The sequence below is a fragment of the Kordia antarctica genome, assembly GCF_009901525.1.
Lineage (GTDB): Bacteria > Bacteroidota > Bacteroidia > Flavobacteriales > Flavobacteriaceae > Kordia > Kordia antarctica.
In genome coordinates this window covers 5,277,875-5,293,051 of record NZ_CP019288.1, presented here as the reverse complement: position 1 = coordinate 5,293,051, position 15,177 = coordinate 5,277,875, and the positions used below count along the sequence as shown (strand labels likewise).

The 15,177-nt window shown below is 34.0% G+C and carries 13 protein-coding genes; 9 read left to right on the top strand and 4 right to left on the bottom strand.

Translation table 11 applies throughout. From position 1 onward, the window contains the following. Positions 1–457 precede the first annotated feature (457 nt). Complete coding sequence (locus IMCC3317_RS22295; protein ID WP_160131675.1) at positions 458–3,757, top strand: M4 family metallopeptidase; 3,300 nt, start codon at positions 458–460, stop codon at positions 3,755–3,757. Between the two features lie 242 nt (positions 3,758–3,999). Here IMCC3317_RS22295 and IMCC3317_RS22290 read toward each other — a convergent pair whose 3' ends face one another. Next, positions 4,000–4,632, bottom strand: coding sequence for a CPBP family intramembrane glutamic endopeptidase (locus IMCC3317_RS22290; protein WP_160131674.1), 633 nt, complete (start codon positions 4,630–4,632; stop codon positions 4,000–4,002). A 34-nt stretch (positions 4,633–4,666) separates the two neighbouring features. Beyond that, positions 4,667–5,125 (bottom strand): Lrp/AsnC family transcriptional regulator, encoded by a 459-nt coding sequence (locus tag IMCC3317_RS22285; RefSeq protein WP_160131988.1) that lies wholly within the window; start codon positions 5,123–5,125, stop codon positions 4,667–4,669. Positions 5,126–5,283: 158 nt separating this feature from the next. Between IMCC3317_RS22285 and IMCC3317_RS22280 the strand changes: the two genes are divergently transcribed. Next, positions 5,284–6,498 (top strand): aminotransferase class I/II-fold pyridoxal phosphate-dependent enzyme, encoded by a 1,215-nt coding sequence (locus tag IMCC3317_RS22280; protein ID WP_160131673.1) that lies wholly within the window; start codon positions 5,284–5,286, stop codon positions 6,496–6,498. Positions 6,499–6,699: 201 nt separating this feature from the next. Beyond that, positions 6,700–6,951: a hypothetical protein gene (locus IMCC3317_RS22275; protein ID WP_160131672.1), complete on the top strand. Its 252-nt coding sequence runs from the start codon at positions 6,700–6,702 to the stop codon at positions 6,949–6,951. 443 nt (positions 6,952–7,394) lie between these two features. Here the strand turns inward: IMCC3317_RS22275 and IMCC3317_RS22270 are convergent, their stop codons facing one another. Beyond that, complete coding sequence (locus IMCC3317_RS22270; RefSeq protein ID WP_160131671.1) at positions 7,395–8,426, bottom strand: metal-dependent hydrolase; 1,032 nt, start codon at positions 8,424–8,426, stop codon at positions 7,395–7,397. Between the two features lie 109 nt (positions 8,427–8,535). On the opposite strand from IMCC3317_RS22270, the gene IMCC3317_RS22265 reads away from it, so the two are divergent. The 4 genes from IMCC3317_RS22265 (at position 8,536) to IMCC3317_RS22250 (ending at position 11,762) form a co-directional block, all read left to right on the top strand. Continuing rightward, the gene (locus tag IMCC3317_RS22265) at positions 8,536–10,284 is read left to right on the top strand and encodes a Na+/H+ antiporter NhaC family protein (RefSeq protein WP_160131670.1); all 1,749 of its coding nucleotides are present in this window, start codon (positions 8,536–8,538) and stop codon (positions 10,282–10,284) included. Positions 10,285–10,494: 210 nt separating this feature from the next. Then, positions 10,495–11,139 carry a peroxiredoxin gene (locus tag IMCC3317_RS22260; protein WP_160131669.1) on the top strand — a complete coding sequence of 215 codons (645 nt, stop codon included), beginning with the start codon at positions 10,495–10,497 and terminating at the stop codon, positions 11,137–11,139. 7 nt (positions 11,140–11,146) lie between these two features. Further along, positions 11,147–11,455: a thioredoxin family protein gene (locus tag IMCC3317_RS22255; RefSeq protein WP_160131668.1), complete on the top strand. Its 309-nt coding sequence runs from the start codon at positions 11,147–11,149 to the stop codon at positions 11,453–11,455. Between the two features lie 49 nt (positions 11,456–11,504). After that, positions 11,505–11,762: a DUF6952 family protein gene (locus IMCC3317_RS22250; RefSeq protein ID WP_160131667.1), complete on the top strand. Its 258-nt coding sequence runs from the start codon at positions 11,505–11,507 to the stop codon at positions 11,760–11,762. A 78-nt stretch (positions 11,763–11,840) separates the two neighbouring features. On the opposite strand, the gene katG is transcribed toward IMCC3317_RS22250, so the two are convergent. Then, complete coding sequence (katG, locus tag IMCC3317_RS22245; protein WP_160131666.1) at positions 11,841–14,075, bottom strand: catalase/peroxidase HPI; 2,235 nt, start codon at positions 14,073–14,075, stop codon at positions 11,841–11,843. A gap of 217 nt (positions 14,076–14,292) precedes the next feature. On the opposite strand from katG, the gene tpx reads away from it, so the two are divergent. Beyond that, the gene (gene tpx, locus IMCC3317_RS22240; RefSeq protein WP_160131665.1) at positions 14,293–14,799 is read left to right on the top strand and encodes a thiol peroxidase; all 507 of its coding nucleotides are present in this window, start codon (positions 14,293–14,295) and stop codon (positions 14,797–14,799) included. Then, positions 14,792–15,151, top strand: a complete 360-nt coding sequence (locus IMCC3317_RS22235; protein WP_160131664.1) for a diacylglycerol kinase — start codon at positions 14,792–14,794, stop codon at positions 15,149–15,151. Before tpx ends, IMCC3317_RS22235 begins: the two co-directional genes overlap by 8 nt. The last annotated feature ends 26 nt before the right edge of the window (positions 15,152–15,177 follow it).

The following is a 15,177-nucleotide window of genomic DNA, read 5'->3' as shown; positions in this document are numbered from 1 at the left end:
TCCTCATACAATAAATTCGATTTTAGAAACTTTGGGTGTACTAAGAAATTTCTTCTTAAAATAAAAATCCTAGCAGTTGTGCTGGGATTTTTTTATTATTAATATCTCACCAAACGAACTCCTGTCCAATCATGGTCTGAAGTTCTTCTAACCTGTTTTTTTAAGTTTTAAAAAGAATATTGGATCTCCTGATGTTGTTGTAAGTATCATATCATTTATAGCAAATATAACAACACCAATACTACCATAATTTGAGAAATCACAGGCTAACTAATTATCTACCTCAAATGAAAATGCACGAATCAATATAAAATTACTTGAAGCTTCCTATAATTCCGTGAATTGTCATATGCAATTCCGTGAATCGTCATATATGATACTATTATTAGCTTTTTTTTGTCTTTACATTTAAATCATTATTTACTTAAAAAAACAATTCTAATTTAAATTTACACTTATGAAAATAAAAAAAACACTTATTTTATGTTTCCTGTTTTGTGGGCTATTTCTTCAAGGAATAGCACAAGAAAGTAAAATTGAAAAAAAAGTAATTTCCGAACTTGGACATTCTACGTTTATCAATTTCAATAAAACAAATTCTTATAAAATTGGCGAAGTACACTCTTTCTTTGAAGAAGAATTAAAAATAAAATCAAATGATGAGCTAAAAAAGATTAATACAAAAACTGATCGTCTTTCATTCACTCATTACACCTATCAACACTATTACAACAACATAAAAGTTGAGCATGGTATTTATAAAGTTCATACCAAAGATGGACTGCTAAAACGTGCTAATGGCGAATTTTATACTGTGAAAATAGCGTCAACAACTGCAACTATTTCAGCGAAGAGGGCATTTGAAATTCTTCTAACTAAAATTAATGCTAAAGCCTATGCTTGGGAAAATGAAGATAATCCGCTACGAGGTGATTATCAGAAACCTGAAGGTGAATTGGTAATTCTCCCAATTAAGAATAGTCAGAAAACTGGTTTTGAATACAAATTGGTTTATAAATATGACATTTATACCTTTATACCTTTTGATAGAGCTATTTATTTTGTTGATGCCAATTCTGGTACTATAGTTACTAAAGAACAAGTTATGTGTTCTTCTGATGCAGATACCATGTACAGTGGACAAAGAAATGTTGAAACACAAGGTGCAGCGAACGGTTTTCCGAACGGTTTTAGACTTTTTGACGCTACAAGAGGTAATGGAATACATACCCGAAATAATCAAGGTGCCTTGAATAATAATTTAGGTAATGCTATTGATTTTATAGACGCAGACGATAATTGGACCGCTGCAGAATGGAATAATGCTGGTCAGGATCAAGCTGCATTGGATGCACATTGGGGATTAGAAATGACCTATGATTATTTTTCTATCGTCCACAAGAGAAATAGTTATGATGAAAACGGCGCTAGAATAAATGCTTTTGTACATGTAATTTTTCCTAATTTTGGAGGTACAACACCAAACAATGCTCAATGGACAGGAACCAATATAGTATTTGGAGATGGTGATGGTACAATGTTTAGTCCGTTTACATCTTTAGATGTCTGCGCTCATGAATTTGGGCATGCAGTTGATGAAGCAGAGTTTTCTTCTAATTTAGTGTATCAAGATGAATCTGGAGCTCTTAACGAAGGTCTTTCAGATATTTGGGGCGCTTGTGTTGTAAGTATGGCTGCTCCTGAAAAGAACAGATGGTTTGCAGGTGAAGATATTACACTCAATGCTTATGCGCTAAGAGATATGTCTGACCCAAATAATTTAGATTTACCTGATACTTATGAAGGTACTTTTTGGGCTACTGGCCCAAATGATTTTGGAGGCGTTCACACCAATAGTAGTGTATTAAATCATTGGTTTTTTTTATTAGTAGAAGGATCAGCTACTACTGATGGAATAAATGATAATGGAGATACATTTACTGTGAATGGAATTGGCATTTTTGATGCCGAACAAATAGCATACAGAATGCAAACCGAATATCTAACTTCAGGTTCTACTTATGCATTTGCTCGAGAAAATGCAATCAGTGCAGCAACTGATTTATTTGGTGCATGCTCTCCGCAAGTAGTAGCAACTCAAAATGCTTTTTATGCTGTAGGCGTAGGTGACGAGAGTGAAATAGATGAAGCAGTAGCTTTTCATTTTCAAGATGCCCAAGGAAATATAAAAAATGAGTTTTGTGATGGAGAAACTATTTTTTTAAATGGTAACGCAACCATTCAAGGGGCACAGAATAAGTATTATATGGATGTTTGGAGAGTTAACAATGACGGAACTACCACTTGGTTGGCGAGTCAAGGATCTTCTAATAGTACATCTCCTGGTTGGTTTAATGGTAGTCCAGGTGTAATTGATATTACTGATTTATATGCAAATGATCCAGATGGAAGCGTGATTTTTCAAAACGGTGTAACGTATCGAGTAAAATTAGCTATTAATAGTGATGAATGTGGCTGGTTTCCATTGGAACATGATTTCACAATGCATGGTAGTGATATAGATTTTCATTTTGAAGATACACAGAAAGAAAAAGACGATACATTTTGCTTAGGTGAAGACGTCTTTCTAAACGGAAGTGATAATTTTGAAGTTGATGAGTATTTTTTAACTTTATATAAATTAAACTCAAGTGGCACATATACTTGGATTGTAGGCACAGGTTGGATACAAGGCAACTTAGAAAACCCTGTAAATGTTACAGAGATATTTGAAAACTTGCAAGGTAATGATGCCGTTACTTTTCATCCTAGAACTTATGCTGTAAAATTGTCACTTGAAAGCCCTGGTTGTGGTCAGGTATCAGTTCAGAAAGATTTTACGTATGTAGATGGAAACCTATCTATTGCATATCACTACGAAGATAAAGACGGTAACAAAGATGACACGTTTTGCTTGGGAGAAGATGTGTATCTTAATGGAAGTGATAGTATTGAAGTTGATGAAATTTTTATGAGTCTATGGATTCTAAATGGAAGTGGAAATTATGACTGGATTGTAGGTACAGATTGGATACCAAGTAGCTTGGAAGATCCTATAAATATTATAGAGATATTTGAGAACTTACCAGGTAATAATGCTGTTGTTTTTCAGGCAAATAGAACTTATGCTGTTAAGTTGTCAATTAAAGACCCTGTTTGTGGTCAATTATGGTTACAGCAAAGTTTTACACTTGAAGAATGTTGTCTGCTAGATGCACCGACAAATGTACACGCGCAAGGTAACACAGTTTTTTGGAATCCTGTTCCTGGAGCTGCTGGGTACATTGTAGAAAGTACAGATGTTTGGCTACCGAGTTGTAATTGTAATTGGCCAATCTCTATCGCGCCGATTCAAACTTCAAATACAAGTATTACATTACCTTTAGGTTTTAATAATTGTACTACTATTGAAGTAAAAGCCATATGTTCTAATGGTTCTACTTCAGCACCTTCGGACCTGATTTGTGTGATATATGGTCATTCTCTAAATAATAGAGCAACCATTACCTCTATTTCACCTAATCCTAATAAGGGAATGATGAATGTGAAAATTGTTGCTGACACGGATATAAAAGATGTCTCTTTAAAAATTCACAACTTTAATGGTCATCAAATACAAAATTTTGAACAGTTAAAACTAGACAAAGGAGTTTTGGATCTCAATTTAGATTTGCGTTCAAAACTAAAACAAGGATTGTATATTTTTATTTTTACTATTGGAAATGAAACTATTACAAAACGTGTTATCATTGAATAAAAGTAAAAAATGATATAATTAAGCTAGCTAGAGTCATCTGTAAAGTAATTTATAGGTGACTCTTTAATTTTCGAACTTATCTAAGCCCTTAGGTCGCTTCGCTTTTGGGTTTTGGGTTTTGGGTTTTGGGTTTTGGGTTTTGGGTTTTGGGTTTTGGGTTTTGGAAATGTGAATTATTTACACATTAGATAAACTTATAAACCTTTCAACTTTTAAACTAAAATTTTTCTCTAAAAGATTTTTTACGTTGGAAAACCTAACATTTCGCCCATTCCAACTGTAAATAACCAACATCCATAAATAGCATGTTCAATAGAAACTAATAAAGTAGAACGCGTTTTGACAAATGTCATTGCAAATAGAATTCCGCCCAAAAATGTTAAGATTAAGACTAACGTATTGTTGAATAATAAATGTGCCAAACAAAACACAATAGCGTTTATGAAAACGAGTAACTTCTTGTTTTTAAATAGTGAATCGTATCGTAAAAAGAAAAATGTACGATAGATTAATTCTTGTGGATAGACAGAAAATAAACTATACGCAAATAAAATAATCAACCAGACTAATGGTTTTGTGCGTACAACAATGAACAATTTAGAAGCATCTGTAAAATACACATATGCGATCATAATGAGAATAATTGCGCTAAGCAACACCAACGTGCGTCTCCAAAATTGCTTCCAATCTAGCGATTCATTGATTTTAAAGCGTTGTTTTTCTACCTTGAGTAGCATCCAAAGAATGTAAAAGAATCCTATACTAATAAAGCTTATTTTTAGATATATTGGATAGTTTAACACCAAACTTACAGGCATCGCAATAAAAAGTAAAAAAAATTCTGTAAGCTTATAACCTGCGCTTTGTATGTTCATTTGATTTCATGTTATAACTTTAAAATATGTATTTCTATATAGAAATTGCCGTGGTATGTTTTACTTCGCCAATGACAAATATACTATGTGTATTTCCAATATTTGGAATTGCGGTCAATTTAGTAATCATAAAGTCGCGATAGGCTTCCATATCTTTCACCAATACTTTTAAAATATAATCATAATCGCCACTTACGTGATAACATTCCAATACTTCTTCAAGTTTTATAATTTCGCGTTCAAATTTCATTACAAAATCTTTTGAATGTTCCGTTAGGCGAACGTGACACTGCGCCAAGAAACTTTTAGCAATGTGTTTTTTATCTAAAAGTGCAACATAACTTTTAATAACACCTTCTTTTTCAAGCTTTTTAATACGTTCATAAATAGCTGTTACGGAAAGATTCAGCTTGTTTGAAAGTTCTTTATTGGTTTGTTTGCTATCATTTTGCAACAAGTTTAATAATGTGCGGTCTGTTTGATCGAGTTTCAACATGGAAAAAAATCTAAATGAGTGTCTTTAAAAAAGTGTTTAATTTTAAATATTCATCAAAAATACAATTTTATAGTTTTATTTTCATAAAAATTAAATAATACTTGTTTTAAATTCTTTATATATTGATTTTTGACTAAAATTAAAAATACATAATTATGGCATTTAATCCAGCGAATAACATTCAAGATTTACAGTATTTTGGCGAATTTGGAGGCGTGAATCCTTCCATTTCAGATTCTTCAACCTATACATTTCTTTCTGCAAAAACAATGTTTGATACCTTTGAAGGAAATGCAGACGGCTGCTATTTGTATTCACGACATACAACTCCTAGCAATTTATATTTAGGTGAAGCTTTAGCCGCTATGGAAGGCACCGAAACTGCAAATGTTTCCGCTTCAGGAATGGGCGCAATAACGCCTGTTTTACTACAATTATGTAAAAGCGGCGATCATATCGTTTCGAGCAGAACAATTTACGGCGGAACGTATGCATTTTTGAAAAACTTCACGCCACGATTCAATATTCAAACTTCTTTTGTTGACATTACAAAATTGGACGTTGTGGAAGCGGCAATTACAGCAAACACAAAAGTATTGTATTGCGAAGCTGTAAGTAATCCGTTGTTGGAAGTTGCTGATATTACTGGTCTCGCCAGATTGGCAAAGAAATATAATTTAAAATTAGTGGTCGATAATACGTTTTCTCCATTATCAATTTCGCCTGCAAAATTAGGCGCAGATATTGTGATTCATAGTTTGACGAAATTTATAAATGGTTCAAGTGATACTGTTGGCGGAGTTGTTTGTGGAACACAAGTTTTTATTGATGAATTGCGAAATGTGAATAACGGTGCAAGTATGTTATTAGGTGCTACAATGGATAGTTTGCGTGCGGCTTCTGTATTGAAAAACTTACGAACACTTCATATTCGAATGAAGCAACATAGTCATAACGCAACCTATTTGGCAAATAAATTTCAAGAAGATGGATTAAAAACGGTGTATCCAGGATTGGAATCGCATCCTTCGCATGAATTATTTAAAAGTATGATGAATGACGAATATGGTTTTGGCGGAATGCTTACTATTGATGTTGGAAATATTGACAAAGCAAATGAACTGATGGAATTGATGCAAAAGCGAAATTTGGGATATTTAGCCGTTAGTTTAGGGTTTTACAAAACATTATTTAGCGCGCCAGGAACTTCTACTTCTTCCGAAATTCCAGAAGATGAACAAGCTGAGATGGGCTTAACAGATGGTTTGATTCGTTTCTCTATCGGATTAGACAATGATATCAAACGAACATATACCATTATGCGTGAATGCATGGAGGAATTAAATATTTTGGAGTTGGAAATGGTATAATTGCAATTTTTAGTAAATTATTTGCAAAGGAACATCGAAAGGTGTTCTTTTTTTTATATACTTACAAATTATAAGGAAATTACCTAAGTATTTTTACTTGATTTATCATAAAATTATAGTGCATTACGGTTTCCCGTAATCGAAGCTTATTCTTTTTGATTATCATTGAGACCCAGAATAACCTAAACCCTAACATATTATATGAGCAAAAACGTTTATATACTCCGAGAACGCAAAGAAACAGGCGAATTGCATCTTTTTTTGGCAAATCCTACGGAAGAAAACGAATGTCGCCCACAGCAAAAATCTATTTGTGGACGCATGGACATTGACGAGAAATCTCGAACCGTTTTTTCATGTCAACCAAAAGATAGAGCGCGTATACAATGTGCAAAACTGACAGGAAACATATGCACAATCTGTGTAAGTTATTTGTATATGAATGATGTGTAATAATCTGTAAGTCAAAAATTTCCAGATTGAAGATTGGGTTTTTGGATTTTTGGACTTGGTTGAACTAATTGGACTTGTTTGGATTTTTTGGACTTGCTTAGACTGTTAGAATTAGAGACGATAATGCACTTCTTTTTTTCATTATGAAACTAAAGTTTGGAATATATTTTCAGTCAAGCTGGAATGACAAAATTGAACAGAAAAATTTGTGAATTCGTGGCGAAAGTAATTTTTCAATGTTGCTGTGAACAAAGTACTTCTCCATAGTTCTGCTGAGTTTACCGAAGTGCAATTTTTCTTCATTTCATTACAAAAAACCACTCGAAGAAACGTTTACAATACAAACACTGCTAAACTTTCACACCGAGCGAAACCGAAGTGCACAACTCATAAACTCATAAACTCATAAACTCATAAACTCATAAACTCATAAACCAAAAAAACTATTTCCCTTTAATCCGTTCCCAAAAAGCAGCCAAAACATCCCAAATAGTAGTGTTTCTTTCAAAATCATGCACATAAGTCTTCATATCGAATCGATTTCCATCTCTATAGAGTTTGAAGCTAAAAACAGGTTTACTTCCATTGCCCATATCAACTAATGGATAGCGTAAATCATTGTATAAATAAGTGCCATCTTCATTTTCTGAAAGACTATAATAATCGTTGCTAAACCAAGCCAGTCTTGCCAAATCGGGATTCGATTTCGGAATCAAATCGTGATTTTTTTGCAACACTTTCCATTCGGTAAATACATTTTTCGTATCAAACAACGAATAAAAAGCCACATGATATTCCGTTTCTGTTTCCGCAATTCCAAACCATAACACATTATTCAAAATAGAAGCTTCTGTATTATAACGCTGATAATCAATTCCTTTTTCGGCTAACGATTTTTCAAATACAGAATTGATATAAAATTTGTTTCCAATCGTGAATAACATATATATAGAACTGATTCCCAAGCCTAGTTTCAACCACAATTTTCGTTTGGGGTTTTTTCGGTTGAAAAACATCATCACTATCAAACACACTAAAAACGGAACTGTATACGCAACATCTGCTACTGAAATGTTACTAAACGCCACTCGATAATCGCTAAATGGTAAAAATAATTGCGTTCCGTATCCTGTAAAGCAATCTAATAAAGGATGCGTAAAAATTGACAAGAAAAACAGCCAGATCCAATCTTTTCGAGTCGTTGTATCTTTTCGTTTTCCTTTATCATATAATTTATACATCAAAAATCCTAGTAGAAAGGCGGCTAACACTGCAAAAAACATGGAATGCATGAATCCTCTGTGAAAAAGCATCGCATCAATTTTATTGCTGTAAATCAAATTGCCTATAAAAACATCTAAATCTGGAATTGTTCCACCAATTGCTCCAAACAATAACGCTTTGTTACCAATCTTTTTCCCCATTGCGATTTCTCCACAAGCGGCTCCTAATACAATTTGCGTTAATGAATCCATAAATTACTATCAATTATAAGTTCGCAAATGTAAGCAACCAAATTGATTTGCATAGTAATTTACAAAATCGTAACATTACGCTAGCAAAAATAACCACACCAAAACTACTATGGAAAGTCAAGATATTAAGCCAAGAGAACCACAAGACGAAAATATTATTGAAAATAAAGAATTGAATATTTGGGAAGCGTTAATTCCCGTAATTGTGTTGGTTATCATGTTGGCGTTCAACGTGTATGTGTATGGAGATGATGCCTTGAGCGGAAGTAATCAGTTTATATTATTAATTGGTGCCGCAGTCGCTGCTATTGTTGGTTTCTTCAATAGAGTTACCTATAAACAAATGCTAGATGAGGTTGCCGAAAATGTAAAATCGACTACAGGCGCATTATTAATTTTACTTTTTGTAGGCTCATTAGCAGGAACTTGGCTCATAAGTGGCGTGATTCCTTCCATGATTTATTACGGTTTACAAATACTAAATCCTACAATATTTTTGCCTGCATGTGTTGTGATTTGTGCAATTATTTCGATTGCCACAGGAAGTAGTTGGACAACTTCTGCAACGGTTGGTATTGCTTTAATAGGAATAGGAAATACATTGGGAATTAGCGCAGGAATGACCGCAGGAGCTGTAATTTCTGGAGCATATTTTGGAGATAAAATGTCGCCATTGAGCGATACAACCAACTTAGCACCAACAATGGCTGGCGGAGAATTGTTTGCGCACATAAAGTATATGGCATATACAACGTTTCCAACAATCATTGTAACCTTGATCGCTTTTATTATTATTGGATTAAATATTGATACCGTTGGAACACCTAACATTACAGACAAACTTGCCGCCATAGACAAAGCTTTTAATATTACACCTTGGCTATTTTTAGTTCCTGCAATTGTAATTTTCTTAATTATTAGAAAAACGCCACCATTAATCGCATTGATGATTGGAACGCTTTTAGGAGGATTATTTGCCATCTTATTTCAAACGTCTATCATTTGGACAAATGGAATGAAATATGACATATCCACCATTCCAGAACAATTTAAAGATCAAATCACTTGGAAAGGCGATGACGGATTCAGTCAACGATCAAACAATAATTATCAAACTCCAGGAACTTATGAGTTGGTTGGAAACGAGAGCAACATAACACTTTCACAGCCAATCTTATTAAATTTACCTAAATCCGATAAAAAATTTACAGAAACATTTACACAAACGGCAAATGTGTTGAAAGACGGACAAGTTATTGGTTCCATTACCATAAATGCTGAACCAACAGGATTTTTACAATCTGCCTATTTTGCCACTTTAAATGCTATGACAGTTGATACTTCCGTAGAAACAAGCAGTGCCGAACTCAACGATTTATTTAGTTCTAGCGGAATGAAAGGAATGCTAGGAACTATTTGGTTAATAATTTGCGCTATGGTTTTTGGTGGCGTAATGGACGGAATTGGCGCGTTGGCGCGAATCAGTAAAGCATTATTAAGTTTAGCAACTACAGTATTTGGATTATTTGCAAGTACGGTTGCAAGTTGTTTGGCATTAAATATTACAGCGTCCGATCAATACTTAGCGATTGTAGTTCCTGGGAAAATGTTTAAAAAAGCATATGAAGACAAAGGCTTAGCGCCAGAAAACTTAAGTCGTACACTTGAAGATGCAGGAACAGTTACTTCCGTATTAGTTCCTTGGAATACCTGTGGAGCGTATCAATCAGGTGTGTTAGGTGTTGGCGTTGGCGAATATTTCTTTTACGCCATCTTTAACTGGCTAAGTCCATTTACAACTTTATTGTTTGCTGCTTTCAAAATCAAAATCAAGCAATTAGCGACAAAAACAACATAGTTTTAACTACATAAAGAAAAGAAAACCTTGAATACATTACGTTATTCAAGGTTTTTTTATTTCCATAAGCTAAACTTATTTCATAAAATTATGAGTATAGGCGTTCTCTATTGCTTAATAAGGAATTAAAATTTTGTTTACAAGAATCTGCGTACGGTCCTATTTATATTTGCACCAGAAAAATAATCACACATAAAAAATAAATATAATATGGCTATAGTAGGAAAAAAATTTCCAGATTTAAACGTTGATGCAATGAACGAAATGGGAGATACTTTCAAATTAAATGTTTTAGAAGAAGCAATAAATAACAAGAAAAAAGTTTTATTATTCTGGTACCCAAAAGATTTCACTTTTGTATGTCCAACAGAATTACACGCATTTCAAGCAGCTTTAGGAGAATTTGATAAAAGAAATACCATTGTAATTGGTGCATCTTGTGATACTCCAGAAGTACATTTTGCATGGTTAAATGCTTCAAAAGATAACGGAGGAATTGAAGGTGTAACGTATCCATTATTAGCAGATACAAACAGAAACTTATCTAGCATTTTAGGTATTCTTGATATTACAAACGAAGTATACGACGAAGAAACTGGAACTGTACAAGTTGAAGGAGACAACGTAACATATAGAGCTACGTATTTAATGGACGAAGAAGGAACGGTTTTCCATGAAGGAATTAACCATATGCCAGTTGGAAGAAACGTGAACGAATTTTTACGTTTGATTGATGCGTATACACACGTTCAGAAAAATGGAGAAGTTTGTCCTGCAAACTGGGAAGAAGGAAAAACAGCGATGAAACCTAATGCAAAAGGAACTGCTGAATATTTAGCAGCGCACTTAAACTAATAATAGGATGGTAAAGGAATTAGAACAAGATAACTTGGCGGAAGTAATTGCTGAAAACGATATCGTTTTTGTACAATATTCTGCTACTTGGTGTGGAAATTGTAGAATTATGAAGCCAAAATTTAAAAAGTTAGCTTCTGAAAATGAAAATGCAGTTTTTTTATTGGTAGATGCAGAGAAGTTTCCAGCATCTAGAAAGTTAGCAACGGTAGATAATTTACCAACATTTGCTGCTTTTAAAGGCGGAGCATTCAAGACGCAAGTACAAACCAACAAGTTTGACGTATTAAAAGAAATGGTTACAGAAGTAGCTTAAGAATTATAATAAGATTTCCGTTTTTACGGAAATGAAAAATAAATTTTCAATGAAATTACCCGTAATTAAACATTTGACTACTTTCATTGAAGAAAATGATGAAGATTATATCATTGAAACGATTGAAACTTTAGAAGCATTAACGGAAGTTCCTTCATTAAAAGATGAAGAATTGGATGTTATTGGCGAATTGATTTCAAATATGTATGGAGCGCTAGAAGTTGACAAAATGGTAAAAGATGGAACTCCCAAAAAAGAAGCATTGAATAGTTTTATGAAACGTGTGTTAGGTTCAATAGATACATAGAATCAAAGTAACATCTGTGAAAAAAAAAGCCTCTTCAAGAAATTGAAGAGGCTTTTGTATTATATAAGAATGCTAGTTTTATGCGAGATCAAATCTATCTAAATTCATTACTTTAGCCCAAACTGCAACGAAATCCTTGACAAATCTTTCGTGTCCATCGTTTGCTCCATATACTTCTGCAACAGCGCGAAGTTCTGTGTTTGAGCCAAAAATTAAATCTGCTCTTGTTCCTGAAAACTTCATCGCTCCAGTTTTACGATCGCGTCCTATAAATTCTTTTTCTTCAGCATTCGCTGCTTTCCAAGTAATTGAAAAATCGAGAAGATTTGTAAAGAAATCGTTCGTTAAGCTTCCAACAGTAGCTGTAAATACGCCATTTTTAGAACCATCGTAATTTGCTCCTAATACACGCAAACCACCAACTAAAGCTGTCATTTCTGGAATAGAAAGTGTTAACAAGTTTGCACGATCTACTAATAAATCTTCAGCAGCTACATCTAATTTAGAATTCATGTAATTTCTAAATCCATCAGCAATAGGTTCTAAGTATCCAAAAGATTCTACATCTGTTTGTTCTTGTGATGCGTCTCCTCTACCTTGTGTAAAAGGAACACTTATAGAATGTCCAGCATTTTTAACGCCTTTTTCTACACCAACATTTCCAGCTAATACAATTAGATCAGCCATAGAAATAGTTCCGCTAAATTCGTTTTGAATACTTTCTAAAGCAGTTAAAACTTTATTTAATTCTGTCGGATTGTTTACTTCCCAACTCCTTTGTGGCTCTAAACGTAAGCGTGCTCCATTTGCGCCACCTCTTTTGTCAGAACCTCTATAGGTTGATGCCGAAGCCCAAGCTGTAGTTACTAATTGAGAAACCGTTAAACCAGAATTTGAAATCATATTTTTCAACGTAGAAATATCTGCTTCGCTCAATGTATAATGAACAGTTGGTACAGGATCTTGCCACAATAACTCTTCTTTCGAAACTTCTGGACCAAGGTATCGAGAAATTGGTCCCATATCACGATGCGTTAGTTTATACCAAGCACGTGCAAATGCATCTTCAAATGCTTTATGATCTTTATGAAAACGATCTGAGATTTTTCTGTAAGTTGGGTCTATTTTCAAAGCCATATCTGCAGTAGTCATCATTAAGGCTTGGGTTCCGTTACCACCAGCTTTAGGTGCTCTTCTTGCATTTGACGCTGCAGTAGGCGTCCACTGATGCGCTCCTGCAGGGCTTTTAGTTAATTCCCAATCATAATTCAATAATACCTCGAAATAATCTGCATCCCACTGTATTGGATTTGGTGTCCATGCACCTTCAATTCCACTTGTGATTGCATCATCTAAAACACCAGATTGAAATGTGTTTTTCCAACCTGTACTCATTTCTTCAATAGATGCTCCATGCGGTTCTACTCCAACATATTCACCTGGATCTGCAGCACCATGTGCTTTTCCAAATGTGTGTCCACCAGCAACCAAGGCTACCGTTTCTTCATCATTCATTGCCATACGACCAAAAGTGATTTTTATATCGTGTGCAGATTTCAATGGATCTGGCACTCCGTTTGGACCTTCTGGATTTACATAAATTAATCCCATGTGTACAGCACCTAAGTGACCTTCTAAATCGCCATCGCTCGTATCATATCGTTCATCATTGTCTAACCATCCTGTTTCACTTCCCCAATAAATATCTTGTTCTGGTTCCCAAACATCTTCACGACCTCCAGCAAAACCAACTGTTGGGAATCCCATAGATTCCAATGCGCAGTTTCCTGCAAGTACCATTAAATCTGCCCAAGAGATTTTATTTCCATATTTCTTTTTAACAGGCCATAGTAATAACCTTGCTTTGTCTAGGTTTCCATTATCTGGCCAACTATTTAATGGTGCAAAACGATGTGTTCCACTTCCTGCTCCTCCTCTTCCATCTCCAACACGGTATGTTCCTGCACTATGCCAAGCCATACGAATCATAAATCCTCCATAATGACCATAATCTGCTGGCCACCAATCTTGAGAATCTGTCATTAAATGAATAACATCTTTCTTTAACTCATCATAATTAATACTATTAAAAGCTTTCGCATAATCGAAATCATCACCTAATGGATCATTCTTTGAAGCATTCTGACGTAAAATGTTCAATTTTAATTCATTTGGCCACCAATCACGATTACTCGTTCCACCTCCAGCACTCTTTTTTTGAGTTCCACTCAAGAAAGGACATTTTGCCGAGCTATCATTAAGATCAGCCATTTCTGCTTTATGAGAATTATTTGAATTAGCGTTATTTTCCATTGAGTATATTTTTTAGATTTTAATTAGTCTTAAATATAGCTACTAATTTACTAAAAATTAAACTAAAAAAATTGATTGTTACTATTTCATAATAGTTTTTGACTATTAAAACTTAAAATCTTAATAGTTTAAAATTATTTTGATAAAATTTTCCCAAGTGTTATTTATAAAAGTCTTTATTGTGTATTTTTACTACTTGTAACTAAAACCTAAAAAAATGGCATCAGTAACACTAAAAGGAAACAAATTTCATACATCAGGTAGCTTACCAGCAGTTGGAACAAAAGCTCCAGATTTTACATTAACAGCAACCGATTTATCTACAAAAAAACTATCTGATTTTAAAGGATCAAAAGTAGTTTTAAACATTTTTCCAAGTATTGATACTGGAACATGTGCAATGTCTGTTCGCACCTTTAATAAAGAAGCAAGCGAATTAGATAACACAAAAGTAGTTTGCATTTCACACGATTTACCATTTGCACAAGCTCGTTTTTGCGGTGCGGAAGGTTTAGAAAATGTAGTGAATCTTTCAGACTATAAAAATGGAAGCTTTGGAAAAGATTACGGATTAAATTTCGTTGACGGTCCATTAGAAACATTGCATTCTCGCGTTGTTGTTGTATTAGACGAAAACGGAACTGTAAAATACACAGAACAAGTTTCTGAAATTGTAGACGAACCAAATTACAAAGGAGCTTTAGAAGCATTACTCGATGATTAAATTCATTAAAGGAAGAATAAAAGGAGTCGGATATGCGTTTAAAGGCGCATATCTGCTCATTACTACGGAAGCCAGTGTAAAAGCACAGTTTTTTATTGGCGTGTTAATTACCATTGCTGGATTTTACTTTGAAATCTCCAAAACAGAATGGATTGTACAAATTCTTATTATCGGACTCATTATGAGCCTAGAAGGAATCAACACAGCTATTGAAGAAATTGCCGATTTCATACATCCTGAACATCATAAAAAAATTGGTTTAATCAAAGATTTAGCGGCTGGCGCAGTTTTCATATTTGCAGTTGCGGCTGTAATTATAGGTTGCTTCATCTATCTTCCCAAAATACTTTAAAGCTTCAACGTACTGATAACTAGCAA

Excerpts from the sequence above, each read along its gene's own strand:
- IMCC3317_RS22295 (WP_160131675.1), top strand. The coding sequence starts at position 458 with ATGAAAATAAAAAAAACACTTATTTTATGTTTCCTGTTTTGTGGGCTA.
- IMCC3317_RS22290 (WP_160131674.1), bottom strand. The coding sequence starts at position 4,632 with ATGAACATACAAAGCGCAGGTTATAAGCTTACAGAATTTTTTTTACTT.
- IMCC3317_RS22280 (WP_160131673.1), top strand. The coding sequence starts at position 5,284 with ATGGCATTTAATCCAGCGAATAACATTCAAGATTTACAGTATTTTGGC.
- IMCC3317_RS22275 (WP_160131672.1), top strand. The coding sequence starts at position 6,700 with ATGAGCAAAAACGTTTATATACTCCGAGAACGCAAAGAAACAGGCGAA.
- IMCC3317_RS22270 (WP_160131671.1), bottom strand. The coding sequence starts at position 8,426 with ATGGATTCATTAACGCAAATTGTATTAGGAGCCGCTTGTGGAGAAATC.
- IMCC3317_RS22265 (WP_160131670.1), top strand. The coding sequence starts at position 8,536 with ATGGAAAGTCAAGATATTAAGCCAAGAGAACCACAAGACGAAAATATT.
- IMCC3317_RS22260 (WP_160131669.1), top strand. The coding sequence starts at position 10,495 with ATGGCTATAGTAGGAAAAAAATTTCCAGATTTAAACGTTGATGCAATG.
- IMCC3317_RS22255 (WP_160131668.1), top strand. The coding sequence starts at position 11,147 with ATGGTAAAGGAATTAGAACAAGATAACTTGGCGGAAGTAATTGCTGAA.
- IMCC3317_RS22250 (WP_160131667.1), top strand. The coding sequence starts at position 11,505 with ATGAAATTACCCGTAATTAAACATTTGACTACTTTCATTGAAGAAAAT.
- katG (WP_160131666.1), bottom strand. The coding sequence starts at position 14,075 with ATGGAAAATAACGCTAATTCAAATAATTCTCATAAAGCAGAAATGGCT.
- tpx (WP_160131665.1), top strand. The coding sequence starts at position 14,293 with ATGGCATCAGTAACACTAAAAGGAAACAAATTTCATACATCAGGTAGC.
- IMCC3317_RS22235 (WP_160131664.1), top strand. The coding sequence starts at position 14,792 with ATGATTAAATTCATTAAAGGAAGAATAAAAGGAGTCGGATATGCGTTT.